Source organism: Faunimonas sp. B44 (genome assembly GCF_052655945.1).
In genome coordinates this window covers 494,475-519,272 of the sequence record NZ_JBQYEX010000003.1, presented here as the reverse complement: position 1 = coordinate 519,272, position 24,798 = coordinate 494,475, and the positions used below count along the sequence as shown (strand labels likewise).

20 protein-coding genes are annotated in these 24,798 nt (G+C 70.2%); 16 read left to right on the top strand and 4 right to left on the bottom strand.

What is annotated here, in order from left to right; translation table 11 throughout:
• The first annotated feature begins 66 nt into the window (after positions 1–66).
• On the top strand, positions 67–813 hold the full coding sequence (locus tag ACUN0C_RS08645) for a TSUP family transporter (protein WP_445465925.1): 747 nt from the start codon (positions 67–69) through the stop codon (positions 811–813).
• Between the two features lie 3 nt (positions 814–816).
• On the opposite strand, the gene ACUN0C_RS08640 is transcribed toward ACUN0C_RS08645, so the two are convergent.
• On the bottom strand, positions 817–2,451 hold the full coding sequence (locus ACUN0C_RS08640; protein WP_445465924.1) for a benzoate-CoA ligase family protein: 1,635 nt from the start codon (positions 2,449–2,451) through the stop codon (positions 817–819).
• 337 nt (positions 2,452–2,788) lie between these two features.
• Here ACUN0C_RS08640 and ACUN0C_RS08635 point away from each other — a divergent pair, with 337 nt between their 5' ends.
• The 11 genes from ACUN0C_RS08635 to ACUN0C_RS08585 all read left to right on the top strand — a co-directional run bounded on the left by ACUN0C_RS08635 (position 2,789) and on the right by ACUN0C_RS08585 (position 14,179).
• Complete coding sequence (locus ACUN0C_RS08635) at positions 2,789–4,753, top strand: TRAP transporter permease (protein ID WP_445465923.1); 1,965 nt, start codon at positions 2,789–2,791, stop codon at positions 4,751–4,753.
• Entirely contained in the window at positions 4,750–5,766 is a 1,017-nt protein-coding gene (locus ACUN0C_RS08630) for a TAXI family TRAP transporter solute-binding subunit (protein ID WP_445465922.1), read from the top strand. Before ACUN0C_RS08635 ends, ACUN0C_RS08630 begins: the two co-directional genes overlap by 4 nt.
• A 61-nt stretch (positions 5,767–5,827) precedes the next feature.
• A complete protein-coding gene (locus ACUN0C_RS08625) occupies positions 5,828–7,018 on the top strand; it encodes an ABC transporter substrate-binding protein (protein ID WP_445465921.1) in 1,191 nt (396 codons plus the stop codon).
• A gap of 13 nt (positions 7,019–7,031) precedes the next feature.
• Complete coding sequence (locus tag ACUN0C_RS08620; protein ID WP_445465920.1) at positions 7,032–7,910, top strand: branched-chain amino acid ABC transporter permease; 879 nt, start codon at positions 7,032–7,034, stop codon at positions 7,908–7,910.
• Positions 7,907–8,905: a branched-chain amino acid ABC transporter permease gene (locus tag ACUN0C_RS08615; protein ID WP_445465919.1), complete on the top strand. Its 999-nt coding sequence runs from the start codon at positions 7,907–7,909 to the stop codon at positions 8,903–8,905. The genes ACUN0C_RS08620 and ACUN0C_RS08615 overlap by 4 nt, the downstream gene beginning before the upstream one ends.
• Positions 8,902–9,648: an ABC transporter ATP-binding protein gene (locus ACUN0C_RS08610; protein ID WP_445465918.1), complete on the top strand. Its 747-nt coding sequence runs from the start codon at positions 8,902–8,904 to the stop codon at positions 9,646–9,648. Before ACUN0C_RS08615 ends, ACUN0C_RS08610 begins: the two co-directional genes overlap by 4 nt.
• Positions 9,641–10,339, top strand: a complete 699-nt coding sequence (locus tag ACUN0C_RS08605; RefSeq protein ID WP_445465917.1) for an ABC transporter ATP-binding protein — start codon at positions 9,641–9,643, stop codon at positions 10,337–10,339. The genes ACUN0C_RS08610 and ACUN0C_RS08605 overlap by 8 nt, the downstream gene beginning before the upstream one ends.
• 131 nt (positions 10,340–10,470) lie before the next feature.
• Positions 10,471–11,691: a S41 family peptidase gene (locus ACUN0C_RS08600; RefSeq protein WP_445465916.1), complete on the top strand. Its 1,221-nt coding sequence runs from the start codon at positions 10,471–10,473 to the stop codon at positions 11,689–11,691.
• Positions 11,692–11,765: 74 nt separating this feature from the next.
• Entirely contained in the window at positions 11,766–12,812 is a 1,047-nt protein-coding gene (locus ACUN0C_RS08595) for a serine hydrolase domain-containing protein (RefSeq protein ID WP_445465915.1), read from the top strand.
• 240 nt (positions 12,813–13,052) lie between these two features.
• Complete coding sequence (locus tag ACUN0C_RS08590; protein WP_445465914.1) at positions 13,053–13,481, top strand: c-type cytochrome; 429 nt, start codon at positions 13,053–13,055, stop codon at positions 13,479–13,481.
• A gap of 8 nt (positions 13,482–13,489) precedes the next feature.
• Positions 13,490–14,179: a hypothetical protein gene (locus ACUN0C_RS08585; protein ID WP_445465913.1), complete on the top strand. Its 690-nt coding sequence runs from the start codon at positions 13,490–13,492 to the stop codon at positions 14,177–14,179.
• Between the two features lie 49 nt (positions 14,180–14,228).
• Here ACUN0C_RS08585 and ACUN0C_RS08580 read toward each other — a convergent pair whose 3' ends face one another.
• From ACUN0C_RS08580 to ACUN0C_RS08570, 3 genes are read right to left on the bottom strand one after another with little or no spacing between them, the layout of a single operon-like run.
• Positions 14,229–14,663: a hypothetical protein gene (locus tag ACUN0C_RS08580; protein ID WP_445465912.1), complete on the bottom strand. Its 435-nt coding sequence runs from the start codon at positions 14,661–14,663 to the stop codon at positions 14,229–14,231.
• 41 nt (positions 14,664–14,704) lie between these two features.
• Entirely contained in the window at positions 14,705–15,679 is a 975-nt protein-coding gene (locus tag ACUN0C_RS08575; RefSeq protein ID WP_445465911.1) for a YVTN family beta-propeller repeat protein, read from the bottom strand.
• Positions 15,680–15,705: 26 nt separating this feature from the next.
• Entirely contained in the window at positions 15,706–16,836 is a 1,131-nt protein-coding gene (locus tag ACUN0C_RS08570) for an ABC transporter substrate-binding protein (protein WP_445465987.1), read from the bottom strand.
• Between the two features lie 667 nt (positions 16,837–17,503).
• Between ACUN0C_RS08570 and ACUN0C_RS08565 the strand changes: the two genes are divergently transcribed.
• The 4 genes from ACUN0C_RS08565 to ACUN0C_RS08550 all read left to right on the top strand — a co-directional run bounded on the left by ACUN0C_RS08565 (position 17,504) and on the right by ACUN0C_RS08550 (position 24,735).
• Positions 17,504–21,133 carry a class I SAM-dependent DNA methyltransferase gene (locus ACUN0C_RS08565; RefSeq protein WP_445465910.1) on the top strand — a complete coding sequence of 1,210 codons (3,630 nt, stop codon included), beginning with the start codon at positions 17,504–17,506 and terminating at the stop codon, positions 21,131–21,133.
• A 44-nt stretch (positions 21,134–21,177) separates the two neighbouring features.
• Positions 21,178–22,800, top strand: coding sequence for an ATP-binding protein (locus tag ACUN0C_RS08560; RefSeq protein WP_445465909.1), 1,623 nt, complete (start codon positions 21,178–21,180; stop codon positions 22,798–22,800).
• A 13-nt stretch (positions 22,801–22,813) separates the two neighbouring features.
• Positions 22,814–23,512: a response regulator transcription factor gene (locus ACUN0C_RS08555; protein ID WP_445465908.1), complete on the top strand. Its 699-nt coding sequence runs from the start codon at positions 22,814–22,816 to the stop codon at positions 23,510–23,512.
• A 71-nt stretch (positions 23,513–23,583) separates the two neighbouring features.
• The gene (locus ACUN0C_RS08550; RefSeq protein ID WP_445465986.1) at positions 23,584–24,735 is read left to right on the top strand and encodes a DNA recombination protein RmuC; all 1,152 of its coding nucleotides are present in this window, start codon (positions 23,584–23,586) and stop codon (positions 24,733–24,735) included.
• Positions 24,736–24,798 lie beyond the last annotated feature (63 nt).

Below are 24,798 nucleotides of genomic sequence, written 5' to 3'. Positions count from 1 at the left end.
GCGGAGAGGGCGCGGCGGCGCAACGCCGCCGCCGCCCGCTCGTGCGGCGGCGCAGGGAAGGGAGCGATGGCCGATCTCCACGTTCTGGCCGCGATGGCGCTCGCCCTCGGCCTCGGCAGCATGGTGAAGGGCGCGACCGGGATCGGCATCCCGGTCGTGGCGCTTCCGATCCTCGCCACCTTCCTCGGCCTGCCGCACGCGATCGCCGTGCAGACGATCCCGGTGCTCTTCACCAATGCCTGGCAGGTCTGGTACTACCGCAAGGTCTGGCCCGAGCTCGCGCAGATCAGGCTGCTGTTCCTGGGCGGGCTTCTCGGCATCCCGCTCGGCACGGTGCTGCTGACGCAGGTGCCTGAGCGCGTGCTCTCCGTCTTCCTCGCAGCCTTGCTCATCGTCTACATCGTCCTGCGCGTCGCGCGGCCGGCGTTTGCCGTGACCATGCGTGCGGCGCGGCGGCTCGCCCCGTTCATGGGCGTGGCGGCCGGGACGCTGCAGGCGGCGACGGGCGTGTCCGCGCCGGTCAGCATCACCTTCCTGCACTCGCTCCGCCTCAGCCGCGAAGGCTATCTGCTCGCGGTCGCCACGCTCTTTGCCGGGTTCTCGCTCATCCAGGTGCCCGCGCTGCTCGTCGCCGGCATCATGACGGGCCCTGTCGCGCTCCAGGGCGTCCTCGCCTTGGCGCCGGTTCTGCTCTGCATGCCGCTCGGAGCCTGGATCGGCCGTCGCCTCTCGGCCCGGACCTTCGACGTGATCGTGCTCGGCCTGCTCGCCTTGATCGCCGTCCAGCTTCTCGTCGACGCGCTTGCCTCGTGAGCCTCACCTGCCGCTGCGCAAGGCGCGCCGGTCGATCTTCATGAGCGTCGTCCGCGGCAGCTGGTCGATGAAGCGGATGTCGGCCGGCACCTTGTAGCCGCCGAGCCGCCGCACGCTCTCCTTGAGCTCCTCGACGAGGCGCTCCGTCGCCTCGGCGCCCTGGCGCAGGACCGCGAAGGCCCGCGGCTTGGTCAGCCCGTCGGCATCCTCGAAGCCGACAACGGCCGCCTCGAGGATCGCCGGGTGCTCGGTGATCGCGGCCTCGATCTCGATCGGCGAGACCCACATGCCCTTGACCTTGAAGACGTCGTTGTCGCGGCCGGAGAACCAGAAGAAGCCGTCCTCGTCGAAGGTGAGGTTGTCGCCGGTGCGGGTCCACGGGCCGACGAAGGTTTCGCGCGACTTGTCGAACTTCCGCCAGTAGAAGAAGCACGACGTCCGGCTCTTCACCCACGCCTCGCCCGGCACGTTGGGCTCCGTGACGTCCTTGCCGCCGGGGCCGACCAGGCGGATCTCGTAGCCGAAGACCGGCTTGCCGAGGCTGCCGCGCTTCGCTTGCTTCGGCCGGTTGGCGATCCACTCGTAGGTGATCTCCGAGCTGCCGATCGAATCGAGGATCTCGAGCCCGAAGCTCTGCTCGAAGCGGTCGAACACCTCCGGCGGGATCTTCTCCGAGGCGCTGATGACCAGCCCGACCGAGCCGAAATCCGGACGGAGCTCGTTGGCGCGGCAATGTTCCAAAAGGTTCTTGATGACGGTGGGGACGGTGATGAGCTTCGTCGCCCGCGTCGAGACGACCGTCTCGATGACGGCGTCCGGCGTCGGTGGCCGGCGCTGCAGGACGGCGGTCGCCCCGAAGGCGAGCGGGATCAGGACGCCCGGCCAGAGCCCGTGGGTGAAGTACTTCTTCGAGGTGGCGAAGACGATGTCGTCCGCCTGGTACTCCCAGAACGCGCCCTGGCGCGCCGGCACGAGGAAGAAGTCGTGGCAGAGATGGGTGATGCCCTTGGCGGTCCCCGTCGTGCCGCCGGAATAGAACATGTAGCAGACGTCGTTGCAGTGGCGCAGCAGGGCCGCCGGCTCGCCCGCGGCCCCGAGCACGTCGGCGGCGGAGACGACGGCGCGCGCGCCAAAGGCCGGCGTTCCGGAAGCCGGCGAGCGGACGATGATGGTGGCGAGCCCTTGCGGCAGGTCAGCCCCGATCTCCCGCAGCTTCGGCAACTGCTCGGAATCGATGAAGAGGGCCCGGCAGTCGGTGTCGGTCAGGAAATAGAGGAGGTCCTTCGTCTTGTAGAGGTCGGAGACCACCGCCGGCACGATCCCGGCGCGCACGGCGCCGAGCCAGAGCGCGATGTATTCGAGGCTGTCGGTGCCGAAGAGCAGCATGCGCTCGCCTGCCCGGAGGCCGAGGTCCTGCAGCCCTCGCGCCGCGCGGGCGACGAGCGCGTTGAGATCGCGATAGGAGGTCGGCGCGCCGTCGACGAGCAGCGCCGGCTTTTCCGCCGTCGCGGTGCCGAGATGCCGGTCGAGGAGAACGGCAACGGGATTGAAGAACTCCGGGATCTCCGGGTCCCGCCAGGCGCGCCAGTCCGACGGATAGATCCGGTCGTCGAAACGCGTCTCGGCCCGCGTGATCATCGCCTGTTTCCCCGTTCTTGGTCCGCTTGTCGCCTGCTTGTGGCCGCGAAGGGCCGCGCCGGCAAGGGGTCCTTAGAAGCATAGAAATACGAGAATTCCAATAATCCGCTGGCGCCGGAGGTCGGCCGGCAAACTCGCGCCCCGGCTAAATAGGCATTTTGGTACTTGACAGCTTGAATGCCCCCTGACAGTCTCCGATGCGAGCCGGCCGGAGAAGCTGCGCGGGAGGTGTTCATGTCGTTCGACCGGACGCGGCCGTCGCGCGTTCACGGCCTGCCCGGCCTTTATCGACTGCTGCCGCTGGACGCGTTTTCCGTCCTCGGCCGGTAATCCTCGCATGGCCGCCAGTTCGCAGACGGTCGGCCGCGGCCTGTTCGTCACGGGGATGCTGATCGCCGGCATCTGGTCGGTCGTCCAGGTGTCCTTCGTCTTCATGGCCGGCTACGACGAACTCGTCCTGATGCCGGTTCACCTCGCCTTCGCGTTGGCGGTGACGTTCGCGCTCGTGCCGCTCGTGCCGCCCGAGCGGAAGATCGACGAGGGGGGCGACCCGCGCCCTCGGCGCAATCCGGTCGATGCGGCCCTCAGCGTGCTGGCGATCGCGGCAAGTGCGGCGATCATGGTCTTCTACCTGCTGAACGAGGATCGCCTCGCGCTGCGCATCCCGCAGGTCGATCCGCTCACCCTTGCCGACGAAGTGGCCGGGCTCGCGCTCGTCGTCCTCGTGGTCGAGGCCGCGCGCCGGACCGCCGGCCTCGGCATGACCATCGTCGTGCTCGTCTTCATCGCCTATGCCTTCCTCGGCCCCAGCCTGCCGATGGGGCTGCGCCATTCCGGCCTCTCATTCGGCGAGTTCATCGACCTGCAGGCGCTGACGACCGAGGGCATCTTCGGCGTCCCGATCAGCGTGTCGGCGACCTACGTCTTCTATTTCATCCTGTTCGGGGCCTTTCTGGACGTCTCCGGCGGCGGCCGGCTCTTCATCGACCTCGCCGTGTCCGCGACGGGGCGCTATCGCGGCGGGGCGGCCAAGGCGGCGACCACCGGCTCGGCGCTGATGGGCATGACGAGCGGGAGCGCGGTCGCCAACGTCATGGGAACGGGCATCTTCACGATCCCGCTCATGAAGCGCACCGGCTATACGCCCCAGGTCGCCGCCTCCGTCGAGGCGCTCGCCTCCACGGGCGGCCAGGTCATGCCGCCGCTGATGGGCGCGGCGGCCTTCATCATCGCCCAGAATCTCGGCGTGCCCTACAGCCAGATCGTGACCGCTGCGATCATCCCGGCGGCGATCTACTACATCGCCGTCCTCTTCGCGGTCGACATCGAGGCGCGCTACCGCCGCATCCAGCCGATCCCGGCCGAGGACATGGTGCCGGTTCGCGAGAGCCTGCTCCGCCTCCATCTCCTGCTCCCGATCGTCTACCTCGTCTATGCCGTGATGACGGGGCGGCAGCTGATGGCCGCGGCGGTGGAGTCGATCGGCGTCGTGCTGGTCGTCAGCCTGTTCAGCGCGGCCACCCGCATGGGGCCGCGGGCGGTCCTGAAGGCGCTCGCGGAGGGCGGCTCGCGCGCGATCATGGTCGCGGTGCCCTGCGCGGCGGCCGGCATCATCGTTGGCGTCGTGGTCCAGACCGGCGTCGGCGTCCGCTTCACCGAGCTCCTCGTCGGCCTCTCCCGCGACAACCTGCTGATCTGTCTGATCGCCGTCTCGTGCGGCTGCATCATCATGGGCATGGGCCTTCCGACGACCGCGGCCTACATTATGGGCGCGACCCTCTTCGCGCCGGCGCTGCACCAGCTCGGCGTGAACGCGCTCGCCGCGCACTTCTTCGTCTTCTACTTCGCCTGCCTGTCGATGATCACGCCGCCGGTCGCGCTCGCGAGCTATGCCGCGGCCTCGATCGCCGGCGCCTCCGCGTCCCGGGTCGGATGGACGACCGTGCGCTTCGGCCTGCCGGCGTTCCTCGTGCCGTACGCCTTCGTGGCGGAGCCGGCGATGCTCATGGAGGGCGACCTCTCCGATGCGGCGATCTCGTTCGGGACCGCCCTCGTCGGCGTCTACGCGCTGGCCGCCGGGAACATCGGCTTTCTCCGGCGGAAGAACCGCAGGATCGAGAGCGTGCTCCTGATCGCGGCCGCTTTCGCGCTCATCTACCCCTCCGCCTGGGTGAGCCTGGCGGGCGGGCTCGTGTTCGGGATGATCTTCTTGTGGCAGGGCCGGACCGCGGGGACCGAGGACGGTGCGCGCACGGGCGGCCCCGAGCACGAGACGGCGGTATTGAAAGGGAGGACCTCATGACAACGAAACTGACAGTCTCACGCCGGGAGTTCGTGGCCGGCTCGCTCGCCGCCTCGGCGGTTCTGGCAAGCGGTTGGCCGGCCTTCGCGCAGGCGCAGAGCATCGACATCGGCACGATGGCGGCCGGCAGCTCCTGGTACCAGTACGGCATCCAGATGGCGCAGTTCCTGCAGGCGGCGCTGCCCGCCGGCGGCACCGTGAACGTCCGGCCCTACGCCGCGGCCGTCGGCAACGTGAAGCTCATCAATTCCGGCGAGCGCATCCAGGTCGGCATGACCTTCAGCTGCAACCTGCAATGGGCGCTGCAGAACATGACCGACGTGCAGGACGCCACGGCGGAGAACGTGCGGGCGCTCGCCGGCAATCTCGACCAGTACTACCTCGTGATAGTGACCAAGGCCGGCAGCGGGTTCGGGAACCTGTCGGAGGCGCTCGCGGCCAAGAAACCCGTCCGCTTCACCTGCCTGCAGCCCGGCTCGCTCGGCGCGGTGACGACCGAGATGCTGTTGCGCGCCCACGGCATCGACGAGGCGACGCTGAAGAGCTGGGGCGGCTCCATCAACCGCGGCGCGCTCGAGGCGGCGGCCGCGGCCCTCGTCGAAGGCAAGGCCGACGTCTGGGTCCAGCCCGCCGCGGTCGGCCACCCGAAGGTGCAGGAGATCGCCTACACGCACGACATCGAGTGGTGCACCATCACCGACGAGGCCATGCAGAAGATGGTCGACCTCGGCTACCAGCGCGCCGTCCTGCCGGCGGGCTCCTTCGACGACATGAAGGGCGACATGACGTTCCCCGGCGCGACCACGGTGCTGATCGTCAACAAGGACATGCCGGAGGATCTCGCCTACGGCCTGACCAAGCAGCTCATCGAGAATGCGGAGACGCTGAAGGAGCAGAACAAGGCGCTCTCGCCTTTCGACCCGAAGATCGCCTGGAAGCCGGAGAACGTCGGCGGCGTGCCGCTCCATCCGGGCGCCGAGCGCGCCTACCGCGATGCGGGCATGATGGGCTGAAAGCGCGCGATCCGGCGCCCCTGCGCCGGATCGCCCTGACGCCGTTTCGGGAGGAAGAACAATGAATCGTTCGTATCTGGCCGTTATCGCCGCGCTCGCGGTGAGCGGCGCCGCCGCCTCCGGCGCTCATGCGCAGGAGGAGATCAAGGTCGGCTTGCTGCTGCCCTACAAGGGCGTGTTCGCCCAGCTCGCCGAAGACATCGACCGGGCCTGGGAGCTCGCGCTAGAGCAGCGCGGCGGCATGGCGGCCGGCAAGAAGGTCGTGCTCGTCAAGGCGGACACCGAGGCCGATCCGACCGTCGGCGTGCGGGCCGCCAACCGGCTGCTGCGCTCCGACGGGGTCGACATCCTCGCCGGCACCGTCAGCTCCGCGGTCGCGCTCGCCGTCTCCGATCTCTCCAAGCGCACGAAGAAGCCGCTCGTGCTGGCGCTCGCCGTCGCCGACGAGCTCACCGCGGAGAACTGCCAGCCCTACGCGATCCGCTCCGGCTTCAGCGCCCATGCGCTGCAGGAGGGCTCCGGCGCCTACTGGGCGAACGAGCTGGAGGACAAGACGGCGGTGACGCTCGGGCCCGACTACGCGGCCGGGCGCGCGATGATCCGCGGTTTCGTCGACGGCTTCACCGCCAATGGCGGGACCGTCAAGGACCAGTACTGGACGGTGTTCCGCCAGACCAAGGACTGGGGCCCGGTCTACGGCAAGGCGAAGGAATCGGGCGCCGCGATGATCTACGCCTGGTATGCCGGCGCGGAATCGATCCAGGCCGTCAAGCAGCATGCCGAGTTCGGGCTGCGCGAGGCGATGCCGCTGCGCGGCGACCAGTGGCTCTACGACGCCAACCTCTGGTCGGCGATGGGCAGGGACGTCGTGCTCGGCGCGCGCTTCGCGACCGTCTACACGCCCGCGGCCGGCACGCCGGACAGCGACGCCTTCGTGAAGGCCTACGGCGACAAGTACGGCGCGGTGCCGAACGTCACGGCCGGCCTCGGCTACGACAACGCGCTCGCCGTCCTCGAAGGCATCGAGGCCGTGAAGGGTGACGTCTCCGACGGCAAGGCCTATGTCGATGCGATCCGCGGCCTCACGATCGAAGCCCCGCGCGGCAAGATCACCTTCAGCGAGGCGAACGGGGCGCAGCTCGAGACGCTCTATCTGGTCGAGGTCGCCGAAGAGGACGGCAAGCTCGTGGAGAAGCTCGTCTCGACCATCCCGCCGGGCAAGGACCTTCCCGGCTGCCAGATGAGCGAATAGCCCGCGCCCGGCCGTGGAGAACGTCCTCGTCAATCTGCTGAACGGGCTTCAGCTCGGCATGCTGGTGTTCCTGCTGGCGCTCGGGCTGACGCTCATCTTCGGCATGATGGACTATTTGAACCTCGCGCACGGGGCGTTCTATACGGCCGGCGCCTACGCCGCCTACAGCGCGGCGCGGGCGACCGGCTCGTTCTGGCTCGCGCTCGCGGTCGGCTTCATGCTGCCGGCGCTCCTCGGCGCGCTGTTCCAGTACTTCGTGCTGAAGCCGCTCGTCCGGCGCGGGCGCTCGACCCATCTCGACATCGCCCTCTTCACGCTCGGCCTCTCCTTCGCGGTCGTCGGCTCGGTCGAGATCCTCTACGGCGTCGGCTATGAGAGCATCGTGCCGCCCGATTATCTCCGCGGGACGGTGTCCGTGCTCGGGGCGCCCTATCCCGCCTACCGCCTCTTCATCATCGCCCTCGGCCTCGCGATCGGGCTCGCGGTGTGGCTCGCCATCGACCGCTCCACGCTCGGTGCGACGATCAGGGCGGCGGTCGACGACCACGACATGACGGTCGGGATGAGCGTCAACGTCGACCGGCTGTTCGCGCTCGTCTTCGGCTTCGGCGCGGGGCTCGCCGGGCTCGCCGGCGCGGTCGCCGCGCCCGTCCTCAGCGTCTATTCGCACATGGGCATGGACATCCTCATCCTGACGCTGATCGTCGTCATCGCCGGCGGCCTCGGCTCGATCATGGGCTCATTCGTCGCCGCGCTCGCCCTCGGCCTCATCAACACGTTCGCCCAGGCCTACGTGCCCGGGCTCGAGAGCTTCGCGATGTACATCTTCCTGGCCGCGATCCTCGCCTTCAACCCGGGCGGCTTCTTCCGCACCGCGCGCGGCGCCGGATGAGCGAGGCGGGTGCAGCGGGGGCGGAGGCCGGCGCCGTCCCGGCGGGGAAGCGGCCGGCGATCGTCGGCACCGTTGCCGTTGCCGCCGTCCTGCTCCTTCTGGCGCTGCTGCCGCTGGCGGCGTCCGACTACGTGCTCGTGCTCGGCACCGAGATCCTGATCCTGGCGCTCTTCGCCGTCGGGACGAACCTTCTCCTCGGCTTCATGGGCTACGTTTCCCTCGGCCAGGCCGCCTATTTCGGCTTCGGCGCCTACGGGCTCGCAGCGCTCACGCTGCTCTTCGACTGGGCGACCCTGCCGGCCATGCTGGTGACGCTTGCCGGGTCCGTCGTGTTCGCGATCGTCCTCGGCCTGTTCTGCCTGCGCACGAGCGGCGTGCGCTTCCTTCTCATCACGCTCGCCTTCTCGCAGATGTTCTACGCCGTGCTCGTGCGCACGCCGCAGACCGGCGGCGACGACGGCATCGTCGGCATTCCCCGCCCGGATCTCGAGGCGCTCGGCATCGACCTCTGGGGGACGCCGGAGTTCTATTACTACGTGCTGGCGGTTGTGGTCGTGACGCTCTGGCTCCTCCACCGCTTCGTCCGCTCGCCGTTCGGGAGCGTCGTCATCGCGATCCGGGAGAACGAGCCGCGGGCGCGGGCGCTCGGCTACGATGTCGGCATCTACAAGCTCGCATGCTTCGTCCTGGCGGGCCTGGTCGCCGCGATTGCGGGCATGCTCCAGGCGCAGAACCTCTCCTTCGCCAGCCCCGAGCTCGCCTCGTGGCGGATCTCGGCGGAGGTCCTGCTGATGATCATCATCGGCGGGTGGCGGAGCTTCCTCGGGCCGGCGATCGGCGCGCTCGCCTTCATCGCCATCCGCGAGGGGCTGGCGATCGTGACCGAGCACTATCTGCTCTTCTTCGGCCTCTTCTTCATGGCCGCGGTCGCGCTCTTCCGCGAAGGCGTCGCCGGCGGCGTGGACGCGCTCGGCCGCTTGGGGCGGCGCAGATGAGCGCGCTCGCCGTGGCGGGGCTGTCGAAGGCCTTCGGGGCGCTGCGCGTCGCCGACGGCATCGACCTCGCGGTGCCGGAAGGCGAGCGCCGCGGCATCATCGGTCCGAACGGCGCCGGCAAGACGACCTTCTTCAACATCATTTCCGGCTGGCTCAGGCCCGATTCCGGCCGGGTCGAGGTGTTCGGCCGGGACGTGACCGGGCTCGCGCCCGACCGGATCGCCCATTCCGGCGTGCGCCGCTCGTTCCAGAAGAGCGCCCTCTTCGACGGGCTGACGGTCGCGGAGAACCTTCGCCTTGCGGTCCAGGCGACGGATGGCTCCCGTTTCGATCCCTGGCGGGGCACGGCCCGCCACCGCCGCGTGGTTGCCGCGGCGCAGGCGCTCGCCGAGCGGGTCTCCCTCGCCGACGAGCTGGGCCGGCGTGCCGGCGAGCTCTCCTACGGACGGAAGCGGCAGCTCGAGATCGCCCTCGCGCTGGCCGAGAAGCCGCGCATCCTGCTCCTCGACGAGCCCGCCGCCGGCGCGTCGCCCTACGAGCGCCGCCTGCTTGCGGATCTGCTCCAGGCGCTGCCGCGCGACATCACCATCGTCCTGGTCGAGCACGACCTCGATTTCGTCTTCAACCTCTGCGACCGGATCACCGTTCTCGTCCGCGGGCGCGTGCTGATGACCGGCACGCCCGGGGAGGTCGCGGCGAGCAGCGAAGTGCAGACGGCCTATCTCGGGACGGCCCATGCTTGAGCTGGCCGGCGTCAACGCCTTCTATGGCGACAGCCATGTGCTGCAGGATGTCGGCTTCACGGTCCCGGCGGGCGCCTGCGTCGGCCTCCTGGGCCGGAACGGCGTGGGGAAGACGACCACGCTGCGCACCATCCTCGGCTATGTGAGGGCGAGGAGCGGCTCGATCCGCTTCGAGGGCGACGCGATCGAGCGGCAGCCGACGCATGCCATCGTCCGCCGCGGCGTGAGCTACGTGCCGGAGGACCGCGGGATCTTCCGCAGCCTCACGGTGGAGGAGCACCTGAAGGTCGCCGACCGGGTTGCCGAATCAGCCGAAAGGTTCGCGATCGACGAGGCCTATCAGCTCTTCCCCAGGCTGGCGGAGCGCCGGCGCAATCTCGGCAGCCATCTGTCGGGCGGCGAGCAGCAGATGCTCGCCATCGCCCGCGCGCTCGTCGGGTCGTCCCGCTTCGTCATCATGGATGAGCCGACCGAAGGGCTGGCGCCCGTCGTCATCGACCAGATCTCGGAAGCGATCGGCCGGCTGCGCGCGCAAGGCACCACCATGCTCCTGGTCGAGACCAACTTCCACGTGGCGCGCCGCGTCTGCGACCGCGCCTGCCTGCTCGACCGCGGGCGGGTGGTCTACGAGGGCGCGATGTCTGACCTCGGCCCCGACCACGAACTCGTGAAGAGCTATATCGGCGTCTGACGTGGCCGGCCCGTGCTCGGCCCGCGCCCGTCGGCCGGCGAGGTCGCCTTGCGGGAGATGCGAATGCGTGGCCGCGGCGCCGCGCAATTGCCACGAGGGCAGGGCTTCCTGCCGCGATGATGAAGCCTGAAATGCGCGTCCTGCTTGCGGCAGGGCTCTTCCTGTCCGCCATCGGCACTGCCGCGGCCCGGCCGGTGCTCGACACTGCCGTCGCGCCGACGGCAATCATCGACCAGATCGGCGAGATCGTGCGCCGGGAGCACTTCGACCCCGTCGGCCTAGCCGCCTTCGACGCGGCCGAGGCGCGCGCGAGGGCGCGTGCCGAACGCGGCGACTTGGCGAGGGCCAGCGAAGACTGGCTCCGGGTGCTCGGGGCCTCCCATACCGGGCGCTTCACGCCGGACGGCATCGATTATTACGAGCTTTCGGAGGTGTTCCGGCGCGGAATCGCCAACATCCGCGAACTCTTCCCGCCGGAGGGCGCGGTTTCCTACCCGGGCATCGGCCTGGTCGCGGCGGAAACCGGCGATCGTCTGTTCGTCAGGCACGTCTATGACGGCGGACCCGCGGCCCGCGGCGGCATCCTGGTCGGCGACGAGATCCTCTCGGTCGACGGCGCGCCCTACGCGCCGATCGCCTCCTTCGAGGACAAGGTCGGCCGTGCGGTTCGGCTGGAGTTCCGGCGCCGCCCCGACGAGGGGCCCCGGTCGGCCGAGATCGTGGTTGCGCGCCTGCAGCCGCGCGAAATGTTCCTGGACGCGATCCGCGACAGCGTGCGGACCTTCGAGCGCGGCAACCGCCGGATCGGCTATCTGCGCCTCTGGGCCTACGCCTTCCGGGGCGTCGACGACCTCCTCGCCGAGCTCCTGACCTCCGATCCGCTGCGCGAGGCGGACGGTCTCGTCCTCGACATGCGCGGGCGCTGGGGCGGGGCGCCGGCGGACGCGGCCGAGATGTTCGTCGGGCGCGCGCCGCACATGGTGGTCACGAACCGCAAGGGTGAGAGCCGGGTCGCGAACATGCGCTGGCGCAAGCCGGTCGTCGGCATCATCGACCAGGGCTCGCGGAGCGGCATGGAGATCCTCGCCCATGGCCTGCAGCGTGCCGGGGTGCCGCTCGTCGGCACGCGCACGGCCGGCGACGTGCTGGCCGGCCGCGCCTTCAGGCTGAGGGACAACAGCCTCCTCGAGGTCGCCGTCCTCGACGTCCATGTCGACGGCGAGCGCCTCGAAGGCACCGGCGTCTCGCCCGAGATCGTCGTCCCCTTCGACAGCCGCTTCGCCGCCGGCGCCGACCCCCAGCGCGACCGCGCGCTCGACGAGATGATGTCCCTCCTGGCGGTGACCGAGTGACGCGCGAACCGGGATCGAGCGGACCGCACGTCGCGCGTCCGGCTCATGAAATTCCAGCACCCGGAACGCGGCGCATGAAGACCCTCCTCATTCTCGCCTGGCTAGCCGTGGCGCCCCTGCCGGGCGCCGCGAATGCGGAGGTCGGTTTCCCGAGCGGCACCGAACGGCCGGCGGAGGCGACGGTCCCGGAGATCCTCGGCCGCGCCGAGGCGCTCGCGCCGCTCAGGGCGGTCGTGATCCTGAAGGGCGGGGAGGTCGTGGCGGAACGCGGCTATCGCGGCCGCTCCCCGGCCGCGCCGACCAACATCAAGTCGGCGTCGAAGTCGATCGTCTCGGCCCTCGTCGGCATCGCGATCGACAAGGGCATCCTCGAAGGGGTCGACCAGAAGATCGCGCCGCTCCTCGCGGGCGACCTCCCGGCCGATCCGGACCCGCGGCTCTCGGACGTCACGATCGGGCATCTCCTCTCCATGCAGGCCGGGCTCGGGCGCACGTCGGGCGCGAATTACGGCCGCTGGATCGCGAGCCCGAACTGGGTGCGGGCGGCCCTCGCCGAGCCCTTCGTCGACGAGCCCGGCGGCGCCATGCTCTATTCGACCGGCTCCACCCATCTCCTCTCCGCCATCCTCACGCGCGTCGCGGGCCGCTCGACGCTCGCGCTCGCACGCGATTGGCTCGGCGACGTGCCGGGCTTCTCGATCGCCGACTGGGAGCGCGACCCGCAGGGCATCTATCTCGGCGGCAACCAGATGGCGATGAGCACGCGCTCGCTCGCCGCCTTCGGCGAGCTCTACCGGAACGGCGGCCGCGCCCCCGACGGCCGGCAAATCGTCCCGCCGGAATGGATCGACCGCTCGTTCGAGCTGCGCACGCATTCGCGCTTCACCGGCGACGGCTACGGCTACGGCTGGTTCCTGCGCGAGATCGCCGGACACGACGTCCGCTACGCCTGGGGCTATGGCGGGCAGATGCTCTACATCGTCCCTGCCGTCGGCCTCACAGTCGCGATCACCTCGGACGAGACGGCCCCGGCCGGCCGCACCGGCCACCGCGACGATCTCCACGCGCTGCTCGCCGAAATCATGGCAACCACCGGCGCGGCCGGGGCGGGTGACGGTTGAACGACTGCGCCTTCCGCACTGCGCTCTGCGGCATCCCGCAGTCGCGATGCTCTCCAACCCCGCACGCCCATGCAAACGCGGCTCCGCATAGTACAACTTTACATAAACACGGATAACAGTCGAAATGTATTGGGAGTTCTTGCGCGCTGTTTAAGTAGGTTCCGCCGTGGAGCAGACTTGTTGCGCAGTATCGGCGCGACTATCCTGCGGGCTTGGTCTTGCGGTTCGGGAGGTAAAGCGATGAGGATCCTGTTTCTCGCCGCAGGCGTGCTGGCGTTGGCGGGTTTGACCGCTGCGACGGGCGCGCTGGCGCAGGACGCGGCGCTCGGCAAGACGGAGTTCGAGGCGAACTGCGCGGTTTGCCACGGCATGACCGGTCAGGGCGACGGGCCGTTCGCGCAGTTCATCAAGACCGAGGTGCCCGATCTCACGGGCCTTGCCGCAGCGGAAAACGGCACGTTCCCCGCCGAACGGGTTGCCGAGATCGTCGACGGCCGGGCGGAGGTCGGCGGCCATGGTCCCCGTGACATGCCGATCTGGGGCCAGGAGTACAACCGGCAGGCCGTGGAATATTACCGCGAGGTCTGGCGCGTGCAGGATCCCGCTGCGATCGTGCGTTCGCGCGTCGACGCGCTGGTTGCGCATCTCGAAACGCTGCAGAAGCCCTAGCAGGCTTGATGCGGCGGACACTTGCGCGGGCGCTTTCTGCCTGGATGGGCGCGAGCCTTCTCGTCGTGGCGGCCGGGCCGGCCATCGCCGCCGCGTGCGGGGAGACCAGCGTCAGGATCCTGACCCCGGGCGAGAACCGCTCGCTCCCGCCCGGCACGGTCGCCGTGCTCGTCCGCGGCGCGATCGCGCCGCCGCTCGCCGAGGATTTGGAGCGGCTCCTCGAGAGGATCGAAGGCTACGACACCGTCATCCTCGACCTCGACAGCGCGGGCGGGGAGCTCGCCTATGCCGAGCGCGTCAGCGCGGTCCTCGGCGCGCTGCGCGAGCGCGTGTTGCTGCGCACCTATGTCCGCCACGGCTCGTCCTGCCTGTCGTCATGCGTGCTCGTCTTCATGCAGGGCGAGGAGCGCGTGGCGGGCGGCGCGAGCGCGTGGCTCTTCCACGGCGTGTGCCGGGCCTTCGCGACGCTGCCGCTGCCGCGGGAGACGGCGCGCTTCGTCGAGCGCCTCGCCGCCGCCGGCGTGTCCGGCGCGTTCCTTTCCTCGATCGAGGGCTATCTCAACGCGCCGGGCGAGTTCTGGCTGAGCGGCTACGAGCTCCACGCGGTGCGCGAGGCCGGCATCATCACCACGCTGCTCGCGCCCTGGCGGCCGCTCCATCCGAGCTTCCGCTCGCCGCCGGGCACGGATCCGGGCTGACGGGACCGGCGCAAGCGCTGCGTGGGCGAGCGCGCCAGGCCCCGCCGCTTCACTTCACGTTGATCGCCACCCGCTGGCTCTCGCCCGTCGTGCCCGGGATGAACAGCGCGAAGCTGCCCGGCCGGATCGTCACGAAGGTGATCTCGACCTCGCCGGCGGCGTCGAACTCGATCGAATCGACGCCGAGCGGGCGCACCTCGATGTCGTTGATGACGACCTCGTTGACCCAGACGTTGCGGAAGAATTCCGGCCCGCGGATGGCGAGCTCCGCCGTCCCGTCGGCCTCGATGACGAGCTTGTAGTGCTTGCCGGACTCGAGCTCGAGCGGGCCTTCGGCGAGCGGCTGGCCGGCGGAAAGCGTGAGCTTCGGCAGCACCTCCGCCCGCGTCAGCAGGCCGGACTGGGCATTGGCCGCGGCGGGCAGGAGCGCCGCGGCGAGGCCGCCCGCGAGCGCGAGCGTCAGGACGTTCTTTCGGATGGACATCGCTTTCCCCTTGTCGGATTGAACTTCGTGCGGCCCGCCCCTCACTCGGGCGTCGTCACCACGCCCCAGGGCAGCCGCCCGACCTGGATGGTCTTCGTCACCTTGCGGCTTGCGACGTCGATCACCGAGACGTCGTTGGAGATGCCGTTGGTGGAGAAGATCAGGCTTTCGTCCGGCGAGAAGCCGAGCTGCCAGACGCGCTGGCCGACGAGCAGGTAATCCTCGACCTCGTAGGTCTCGGCATCGATGACCGCCACCCGGTTCGCCGGCCCGAGCGCGACGAAGGCCGTCTTGTTGTCCTTGGTGATGCGCACGCCGACCGGCTGGATCGCCTCCGGCCTGAGCCCGGGGATCTCGAAGGTGATCTTGTGCTTGATCTCGTGCGTCGCCGTGTCGATCACGCTGACCGTCCCGCCGATCTCCGCCGAGATCCACACCTCTGTCCCGTCCGTCTTGAACTCCGCGAAGCGCGGCCGCGAATCGACCAGCACGTTGTGCGTGATCTCGTTCGTCGCCGTGTCGATGAAATGGGCCATGTTCGTCGTCTCCGACGTGTTCACCATGACCTTGCCGTCCGGCGAGATGCCCATGCCCTCCGGCTCGACGCCGACCGGGATCTCGGCGATCAGCGCGCGCCGCTCCACGTCCACCACGGTGACGAGGTTGTCGTCCTCGTTGGCGATGTAGAGCGGGTTGCCGGAGGGGTGCAGCACGAAGAGCTCCGGGTCCGGGCCGGACGGCAGCGTGCCGACGATCTCGTAGGTCTTGGCGTCGATCATCTGCACCGTGTCGTCGTCGGAGGCGCACAGCAGCACGTACTTGCCGTCATGCGTGATGGTGATGCCGCGCGGCCGCTGCCCGACCTGGAGCGTCGTCTCGACCTCCATCGTCTGCGAATCGATCACCGTGACGGTGTTGTCGCCCTCGTTGGATACGAAGATCTTGTAGGCCGAAGCCGGCCCCGCCGCCCCGAGCCACAGCGCCAATGCCAGCGCCGATGCCATCCCGCTCCGCATGCCAATCCTCCCGGTCCGTCGTTTCCCTAGAGCCGGCACTTCGTCTCGGGCCGGTCGTAGCCGAGCGTGTCGAGCTCGGAGTGCTGGTGCAGGAAGCCCTCCTGCGGCGAAACCGTTACCACGTTCCGCCCGTCGGAGAGCAGGACCGGCTGGCGGAGCTGCAGGTCCCAGTCGCGGATCGTGAGCTTCTGCCCCTTGAAGGCGGCGACCTCCATCTGCGGCCCCTTGATGAAGGCGATCATCGTCTCCGCGTCGGTGCCGCCGGTGCGCGTCGCCGCCTCGCCGACGAGGCGCACCGCCGTCCAGGCCTGCAGATCGTGGTCGGTCATGCCGCGGCGCGCGGAGGCGCGGAACCGGTTCTGCAGCTGGATCGCGCCCCACTGGTCGTGCGAATCCGTCCAGCTCGTCGGCCGCAGCCCGTCGGTGCCGGCGACCGGGCGCGGCATCCAGGTGCGGAACGGCATGTAGGGGCCGAACACCTCGCTCTCGTCGGCGACGACCACGACGTCGTGCTCGCGCGCGTTCTGCGTGAAGACCGGCAGCTGCCGCTGCACCTGCGCGATGCCGGAATCGGTCGTGCGCGCGCCGCCGCGGTCTTCGAAGACGCGCTCCTCCACGATGCGCGCGCCGAAGCGCTGCGCCGCGCGCCGGATCGCCTCCGCATAGCGCTGGTCCGCCTCGTGCGAGCCGACGATCAGGAACCAGCGCGGCCATTGCTTCCAGACGAGGTACTGCGCGAGCGCGTCGGCGAGCATCGCCCGGCTCGGCGCGACGTGGACGACGTTCGCCCGGCATTCCTCCATGCGCAGCACGTCGTCGGTCGCGCCGGTGTTGAAGACGAGCACGCCGTGCTCCGCCGCGCGGTCGGCGAGCGCAAGCAGCAGCGGCGCCGGCAAATCGGCGAGCACGAAGCGGATACCCGCGCCCGCCATTTCGTCGAGCGCGGAAAGCGCCTCCGCCTCGTCGGCGACCGCACGGTCGGCGAGCGAGAAATGCTGCTTGGTGAAGCGCCCGGTCGTGTTGTTGTCCTCGATGCCGAGCTGCGCGCCGGCCGCGCCCATGTCGGGCGCCGGCCGCGCCGGCAGCGAGATCGGCAGCGGCTCGGGCTTCGCCAGCCGCACCAGCCCGATCCGCACCTCCGAAGCCCCCTCCGGCACCTGCGTCTGACCCTGGCCCTGACCTTGCGTCTGGGCTTGGCCCTGAACCTGCCCCTGCTGTCCTTGCCCCTGCCGGCCTTGCGCCGGCTGTCCCTGCGCCGGCTGGCCCTGCGCCTCGCCCCCGCCGGCCTGGGCCGGAGCGGCTGCGCCTCGTGCCGGGGCGCCGGCGCCCGCGCCGTCCGCCCCCGGCTGCCCGGCTCCCGCCGCGCCCGGCTGCACGCCGCCCGGCTGGCCCGCCCCAGCCTGGTCCCCTCCCGGCTGCGCCGCCTCCGGCGCGCCCTGCGCGCCTTGCGCGCCTTGCGCGCCTTGCGCGCCTTGCGCGCCCTGCGCGCCCTGCCCGAAAGCCGGGCCGGCGAGAGGCGCGGCGAGCAGCGAGGCGGAAAGGAGCCCGGCCATCAGGCCGGGCTTCAGTCGTCGTCTGGGAGGAGAAGGAATGCGGGTCACGAGGATACGCCTCCAACGGCCGGGTCGATCAGCCGTCCCCCATCATGCCGAGATCGGGTTAGAACGGGGAGAGAGACGGGTTAGAATTTGGAGAGAGGGGGGAGCGAGCGTCCGCGGCTTTTCGCGATGGTGCTTCCCACAACAAGGGGTGGTGGAATACGATCCCTCCTCGTCGCCCCGCCCGTGAGCCTTCGCCGTTCGTTGACATGATCCGCCGCCCGACATGAACGAGGAGAAGCTCGAAAAGCTGATCAGGGAGGCGAAGGCCTCCGGCGGATCGGAGCTCGCGAACTACCAGCTCTTCGTGGTCGGGCTTTGCGAGGCGCTCGACCTCGCCCGCCCGGAAATGGCGGCGGAAGAGAACCAGTTCAACGACTACGTCTTTGAGCGGCGCGTCGACTTCAAGCACGCCGACGGTTCCCGGACGGCCGGGCGCATCGACTGCTACAAGCGCGGCTGCTTCGTCTTGGAGGCGAAGCAGTCGGGCAAGCGCGACGCGCGGCCGCTCGATGCCGACCAGCTCGCGCTGCTCCCCGAGGATGCCGCGCAGCGGAAGCTGGGGCAGGCGCGACGCGGCACGCGCGGCTGGGACCAGGTGATGATCGCCGCGCGCCGTCAGGCGGAGGATTACGCCCGCGCGCTCCCCGTGGAGCACGGCTACCCGCCGTTCCTCGTCGTGGTCGACGTCGGCCACGTCGTCGAGGTCTACGCGGATTTCTCCGGCCAGGGGAAGAACTACGCCCATTTCCCGGACCGGCAGAGCTACCGGATCGGCATGGACGACCTGCGCGATCCGGGCGTGCAGGCGCGGCTGAAGGCAATCTGGAGCGATCCGCTCTCCCTCGACCCCGCGCGCAGGTCCGCGGAGGTGACGCGCGACATCGCCGCCCGGCTGGCGCGGATCGCGCGGCGGCTCGAAAAGAAGCACGACGCGAAGGAGGTGGCGGAGTTCCTGATGCGCTGCCTCTTCACCATGTTCGCCGAGGACGTGAAGCTCCTGCCGAAGGGCGGGTTCCGCGACCTCCTCGGCCGCATGCGCGAGACGCCGGCGCATTTCGTCCCGGCGCTGGAGCATTTCTGGGGTGTCATGGACCAGGGCGGCTATTCGCCCGAGCTCAATGCCACACTCAGGAAGTTCAATGGCTCCCTCTTCAAGACCCGAAAGGCGCTGCCGCTCGATGGCGAGGACATCCACGAGCTGCACGTCGCGGCCTCGAAGGACTGGTCGGACGTCGAGCCGGCGATCTTCGGCACGCTGCTCGAACGCGCGCTCGATGCCCGCGAGCGCGCGAAGCTCGGCGCGCACTACACCCCCCGCGCCTATGTCGAGCGGCTGGTGATCCCGACCATCATCGAGCCGCTGAAGGACGATTGGGAGGATGTGAAGGGCCGCGTGAAGGAACTGCACGATGCGGGGAACGACGCCGAGGCGCTCGCGCTCGTGAAGGACTTTCACCACACGCTCTGCACCACGCGCGTCCTCGATCCGGCCTGCGGCACCGGCAACTTCCTCTACGTCTCGCTCGAGCTGATGAAGCGGCTGGAAGGTGAGGTGATGGAGGCGATGGACGATCTCGGCGAGGACGCACCGCGCTTCCTGATGCAGGGCGAGACGGTTGACCCGCACCAGTTCTACGGGCTGGAGCTCAATCCGCGCGCCGTGCCGATCGCCGAGCTCGTGTTGTGGATCGGCTATCTCAAGTGGCAGCTGAAGACGGCCGGCCTCGCCTCCGTCGTCGATCCCGTGCTGCACGCCTACGGGACGATCCGCCAGCAGGACGCGATCCTCAGCTACGATCGCCGGGAACTCGTCCGCGACGAGCGGGGGCGGCCGGTGACGCGCTGGGACGGCGTCACCACGAAGCCGCATCCCGTCACCGGCGAGGCGGTGCCAGACACCGCCGCTACTGTCGAGGTGTACCGCTACGTCAATCCGCGCCCGGCGGATTGGCCGGAGGCGGAGTTCATCGTCGGCAACCCGCCCTTCATCGGCGGCAAGGACATGCGGGCGGAGCTCGGCGAGGGCTATGCCGAGGCGTGCTGGAAGGTGCGGCCGCACCTGCCGGGCGGCGCCGATTTCGTGATGCATTTCTGGGACGAGGCGGCGACGCGCCTCTTGCGCAAGGGCGCGAAGGGCAGGCCGAACCCGCTGCGCCGTTTCGGCTTCATCACGACGAATTCCATCACCCAGACCTTCTCCCGCCGCGTGATCGAGCGGCACATGGCGGCAAAGGAGCCTCTGTCGCTCGTCTTTGCCGTGCCGGATCACCCGTGGCTGAAGGCCAGCGACAAGGCGGCCGTCCGCATCGCTATGACGGTGGCGGAGAAGGGCGAGCGCGAGGGCGTTCTGGCCGAGGCGGTGTTGGAACAAGGACTGAACACGGACACGCCACAGGTTGTGCTTGACAAGCGGGTGGGGAAAGTGACCAGCAAGCTCACCTTGGGCGCCGATCTGGCCTCGGTGAGGCCGATGCTCGCGAACGAGCTTCTTTCTAGCCGCGGAGTGTCGCTCCACGGCGCGGGCTTCATCGTGACGCCTCAGCAAGCACAGAGGCTCGGCTTGAACAGGGTCGATGGGCTCGAACGGCACATCCTCGGCTATCGCAACGGACGGGACATCGCACAGCGCCCGCGCGGCGTGATGGTGATCGACCTTTTCCCGCTCGGTCAGGACGAGGTGCGGGTGCGCTTTCCGGAGGTTTATCAGCACCTCGCCGAGGCCCTGAAGCCCGAGCGAGAAGCCAAGGTTGGCGCTTCAAAAGACATGTTGGCTTACGCAGAGAAGTGGTGGCAGTTCGGGAAGGTCCGAACGGAACTTCGAGGTGCACTGCAGGGGTTACCTCGTTTCGTCACCGCGGTCGAAACCTCGCGGCATCGCTTCTTCCAGTTTCTCGGCGCCGCGATCCTCCCCGACAACATGTTGGTCAACATCGGGTCGGATCGCTCAGATCATCTGGCCGCTCTGTCTTCCCGTCTGCATGTGAGTTGGGCGTTGGCCAGCGGCGGCTGGCTCGGTGTCGGCAACGACCCCCGCTACTCTAAGACCCGCACCTTCGATCCCTTCCCCTTCCCGCTCTGCTGCGCGCCGGAGGCGTGCGCCGCCGATCCGCGGCTTCAGGCGCAGGCGGACCGGCTGCGCGAGCTCGGCGAGCGGCTCGACGCGTTCCGGAAGGAGCGGCTCGCGGAGCACGGCTTCCTCACCATGACCGGCATGTACAACGTGCAGGAACGCCTGCGCGAGCTGGAGAACGGCTGCGAGGTGCCCCCTTTGACCGACAGGGAGAAGGCGATCCACGAGGCGGGACTTGTCTCCGTCCTCAAGGAAATCCACGACGACATCGACCGCGCCGTGTTCGAGGCCTATGGCTGGTCCGATCTCGCCGAACGCCTCGTCGGCCGCCCCGGCGCGACCATGCCTTCGCCGCACAAGTCGGCCGACCAGGAGGAGGCGGAGGAGGAGCTCCTCGTCCGCCTCATCGAGCTCAACCGCGAGCGCGCGGCGGAGGAGAAACGCGGGATCGTGCGCTGGCTCAGGCCAGACTACCAGAAGCCGCGCCTGCAGAAGAAGCTGCCGCAGCGCGAGGAACAGATCGAGGCCGAGATCGAGGTGATCGAGCTGCCGGAGAAGCCGAAATGGCCGACCGACGGGCTGCAGCAGATCCGCCTCGTCCGCGACCTACTGGCCCGCGCGCAATCGCCCGTCCATCCCGAGGCGATCGCGGCCGCGTTCGACGGCCGCAACTCGGCGAAGCGCAAGGAACGGGTGGGCGAGGTGCTGGAGACGCTCGTCGCCACCGGCGCGGCGCGGACGGGGCAGGATCGCGGGGCGACGCTCTATTTCGTGCCGCGCTGACCTCGTCCTATGATCCGCCGAACGGCCACGGCAGCGGATCGGGCATGACGGAACTTCCTCGCACCAGTGCCTTGCCCCGCCTCTCCATGCGCGGCCGCATCCTGGTCGTCCAGCTCGTCGTGGGGGCGGCGGTGGCGGCGCTGCTGGTCGCCGGACTGGTGGCGCTCCGGAGCTTCGAGCGGCACCTCGCGCTCTCCGCGCTCGCGCACCGGCAGATCGAGGCGATCGCCGGCATCGCGGCCGATGCCGACCGCTTCTCCGAGGCCGTCGCGGCGCTGCTGACGACCGGCGGCGGCTCGCCGCAGCGCGTCGCCGCCGCCTATGACCGCATCGTCGCCGGCATCGCCGCGCTCGACCGCGCGACGCGCGAGGAGCGGGCGCTGCTGGCCGCCACCGGCGCGGCGGACGAGAGCGGGCCGGCTGAGCGCGCGCGCGCGGCCCGGCTCCGCGCCCTCTTCGACGAGATGAACCTGCGCACCGAGGCGCTCTTCGCCATGAAGAATGCCGGCCAGGGCGACACCGCGCTCGGCATCTTCTTCCGCGACGTCGACGACGGGCTGGAAAGCGCCTTCGAGGCGCTCGTCGCCCGCGCCATGGAGGAGGAGCTCGCCGAGCTCGCCGCCGCCGACCAGGCTGCCGGCCGCGCCGCCCGCCGGCTCGCGCTTGCCGTCGGCGGGGTCGCGCTCGCCGTGCTCGCCGCGCTCGCGCTCGCGGGAATCCTCCTCCACCGCTCCGTGGTCGGCCGGGCCGAGCGGCTCGGCCGCGCCGCCGCGGCACTCGGGGCGGGCGACCTCACCGCGCGCGCCGGGGCGATGGGCGGCGACGAGCTCGGCCGGGTGGCCGCCGCCTTCGACCGCATGGCGGCCGAGATCGGCGCGCAGCGCGCCGCGCTCCTTGCCGCGCGCGAGGGGCTGGAGGCCGAGGTCGCCGCCCGCACCGCCGAGCTTTCCGCCGCCAATGCCCGCCTCGCCGAGGAGGACCGCGCGCGGCTGCGCTTCCTCGCCGACGTCAGCCACGAGCTCCGCACGCCGCTCACCATCCTGCGCGGCGAGGCCGAGGTGACGCTCCGCGGCCGCAGCCTCCGCCTCGCCGAGGCGCGCGCGAGCCTCCGCCGCATCCTCGACCAGGCCCGCGACATGGGCCGCCTCGTCGACGATCTGCTCGCGCTCGCCCGCGCCGAGGGCGACGGCTTCAGCTTCGAGCGCGCCGAGTTCGACCTTGCCGAGGTCGCGGCCGACGCGCTCCGCGAGGCCGCCCTCCTCGCCGCCCCGCGCGGCATCGCCTTCGAGGCCGAGCTTTCGCCCGCTTTGGTCGCCGCCGACCGCCAGCGCATGAAGCAGCTGCTCCTCATCCTCCTCGACAACGCGCTCAAGCACTCCGAGCCGGGCGCCTGCGTGACGCTCCGCCTCGCCGCGGCGGGCGGGGAGGCCGTACTGGAGGTCGCCAATCCCTCTCCCGGCCTCGCCGCGGACGCGCTGCCCGCGCTGCTTGAGCCCTTCGCCCGCGGCCCGTCCTCCGGCGAGGGCAGCGGCCTCGGCCTCGCCATCGCGCGCCGCCTCGCCGAGCGCCAGGGCGGCAGCCTGTCGCTCGCCCTCGAGGCCGGCCGCCTCGCCGCCACGATCCGCATGCCCCTCGCCCCCGCGCTTCTGGCCCGCGGCGCGGCGTGATATCGCGGCGGCCATGACCCGCGTGCTCCTCGTCGAGGACGACCCCCGCATCGCCCGCTTCATCGCGCGCGGCCTCGCCGCCGAGGGCTACCGCGTCGACCATGCCAGCGGCGGCCGCGAAGCCCTCGCGCTCGCAGAAGAGGCGCCCTATCCGCTCGTCATCCTCGACCGCATGCTGCCCGGCATGGACGGCGCCGCGCTCTGCCGTACGCTGCGCGACAACGGCGCCGACAGCATGGTGCTGATGCTCACCGCCCGCGACAGCCTCGCCGACAAGATCGAGGGCCTCGCCGCCGGCGCCGACGACTACCTGACGAAGCCCTTCGCCTTCGACGAGCTCCTCGCCCGCCTCCAGGCCCTGATGCGCCGCGCGCCGTATCGCGAGGAGGCCGGCATCCTCGCCGTCGGCGACCTCGTGCTCGACCCGGAGGCGCGCACCGTCCGCCGCGGCCCCCGGGCGATCGAGCTCACCGCGAAGGAGTTCGCGCTCCTCCATTACCTCATGCGAAACCCCGGCAAGGCGCTCAGCCGCGCCCGCATCCTCTCCAACGTCTGGGGCTACAGCTTCGAGCCCGGCACCAAGCTCGTCGACGTCTACGTGCGCTATCTGCGCGCCAAGCTCGGCGACGGCGACGCCGCGCTCATCCGCACCGTGCGCGGAATCGGCTATTGCCTCGCCGCGCCCGACGGCCCGTTGAGCGACGGCCAGTAAGCGGCGGCCCCTGAGCGGCGGCCCCTGAGCCGGGCGGGCACGCCCGGCGCGAATCGGCTAGCGTGAACATTATGGAAACGCTCGCCCATTTCCGCGACCTCGCGCTCGGCCGGCCGGACGGGCTCGCCGCCATCGCCGCAGTCGCATTGCTCGTTGCGGCGGCCGTCTTCCTCCTCGGCGCCGCGCGGCGGAGGCGACGGATTGCGCGGCAGGCGGCCGCGCAGGCGGCGCTGCTCGAGGCGCGGCTCTCCGCCGTCCTCGCCGCCCAGGCCGAGATGACCGGCCGCATGCAGACCATGGCCGAGATCTTCGGCGCGCGGCAGTCCGACCTTAACCGCGCGATCTCCGAGCGGCTCGACGGCATGGCGCACAAGCTCAATGCGTCGGTCGGCGAGGCGAGCCGCGCCACCGGCGACCAGCTCGCGCAGATGCAGGAGCGGATCGCCGTCATCGACGCCGCGCGCAAGCACATCGGCGATCTCGCCGGCCAGGTGGCGTCGCTCTCCGGCATCCTGTCGAACAAGCAGGCGCGCGGCGCCTTCGGCCAGGGCCGGATGGAGGCGATCGTCGCCGACGGGCTGCCGAAGGCCGGCTATTCGTTCCAGGCGACGCTGTCGAGCGGCGTCCGGCCCGACTGTCTCGTCCACCTGCCCAACGAGGCCCCGCCGCTCGTCATCGACGCCAAGTTCCCGCTGGAAGCCTTCAACGCCCTCAAGGCGGCGGAGACGCCGGAGGCGGTGAAGGCCGCGGAGGCGCGCTTCCGCGCCGACGTGATCCGGCACGTCAGGGACATCCGCGAGCGCTACATCCTGCCCGGCGAGACCCACGACACCGCCTTCATGTTCGTGCCCTCGGAGGCCGTCTTCGCCGAAATCCACGAACGCTTCGAGGACGTCGTCCAGCGTGCCCACCGCGCCCGCATCGTCATCGTCTCGCCGTCGCTTCTGCTCCTCTCCATCCAGGTGATCCAGGCGCTCCTCCGCGATGCCCGGCTTAAGGAGCAGGCGCACGTCATCCAGGCCGAGGTGATAAAGCTGATGGAGGACGTCACGCGGCTCGACGAGCGCGTGCGCAAGCTGCAGGCGCATTTCGCGCAGACGCAGAAGGACGTCGACCTCGTGCTCGTCTCCTCCGACAAGGTGCTGGCGCGCGGCCGCAGGATCGAGGCGATCGGGGAGGGGGCGGACGAAGACCCGTCCGGATTGCGGCTCGCCGCCGGTTGAAGCCGGCTGGTTAACGACCCGTTGACGGAAACCTTCAAGTCTGACGTCGCGGGTTGAAACGCT

Coding starts and splice junctions, on each gene's coding strand:
- ACUN0C_RS08645 (WP_445465925.1), top strand. CDS start 67: ATGGCCGATCTCCACGTTCTGGCCGCGATGGCGCTCGCCCTCGGCCTC.
- ACUN0C_RS08640 (WP_445465924.1), bottom strand. CDS start 2,451: ATGATCACGCGGGCCGAGACGCGTTTCGACGACCGGATCTATCCGTCG.
- ACUN0C_RS08635 (WP_445465923.1), top strand. CDS start 2,789: ATGGCCGCCAGTTCGCAGACGGTCGGCCGCGGCCTGTTCGTCACGGGG.
- ACUN0C_RS08630 (WP_445465922.1), top strand. CDS start 4,750: ATGACAACGAAACTGACAGTCTCACGCCGGGAGTTCGTGGCCGGCTCG.
- ACUN0C_RS08625 (WP_445465921.1), top strand. CDS start 5,828: ATGAATCGTTCGTATCTGGCCGTTATCGCCGCGCTCGCGGTGAGCGGC.
- ACUN0C_RS08615 (WP_445465919.1), top strand. CDS start 7,907: ATGAGCGAGGCGGGTGCAGCGGGGGCGGAGGCCGGCGCCGTCCCGGCG.
- ACUN0C_RS08610 (WP_445465918.1), top strand. CDS start 8,902: ATGAGCGCGCTCGCCGTGGCGGGGCTGTCGAAGGCCTTCGGGGCGCTG.
- ACUN0C_RS08605 (WP_445465917.1), top strand. CDS start 9,641: ATGCTTGAGCTGGCCGGCGTCAACGCCTTCTATGGCGACAGCCATGTG.
- ACUN0C_RS08600 (WP_445465916.1), top strand. CDS start 10,471: ATGCGCGTCCTGCTTGCGGCAGGGCTCTTCCTGTCCGCCATCGGCACT.
- ACUN0C_RS08595 (WP_445465915.1), top strand. CDS start 11,766: ATGAAGACCCTCCTCATTCTCGCCTGGCTAGCCGTGGCGCCCCTGCCG.
- ACUN0C_RS08590 (WP_445465914.1), top strand. CDS start 13,053: ATGAGGATCCTGTTTCTCGCCGCAGGCGTGCTGGCGTTGGCGGGTTTG.
- ACUN0C_RS08585 (WP_445465913.1), top strand. CDS start 13,490: ATGCGGCGGACACTTGCGCGGGCGCTTTCTGCCTGGATGGGCGCGAGC.
- ACUN0C_RS08580 (WP_445465912.1), bottom strand. CDS start 14,663: ATGTCCATCCGAAAGAACGTCCTGACGCTCGCGCTCGCGGGCGGCCTC.
- ACUN0C_RS08575 (WP_445465911.1), bottom strand. CDS start 15,679: ATGCGGAGCGGGATGGCATCGGCGCTGGCATTGGCGCTGTGGCTCGGG.
- ACUN0C_RS08565 (WP_445465910.1), top strand. CDS start 17,504: ATGAACGAGGAGAAGCTCGAAAAGCTGATCAGGGAGGCGAAGGCCTCC.
- ACUN0C_RS08560 (WP_445465909.1), top strand. CDS start 21,178: ATGACGGAACTTCCTCGCACCAGTGCCTTGCCCCGCCTCTCCATGCGC.
- ACUN0C_RS08555 (WP_445465908.1), top strand. CDS start 22,814: ATGACCCGCGTGCTCCTCGTCGAGGACGACCCCCGCATCGCCCGCTTC.
- ACUN0C_RS08550 (WP_445465986.1), top strand. CDS start 23,584: ATGGAAACGCTCGCCCATTTCCGCGACCTCGCGCTCGGCCGGCCGGAC.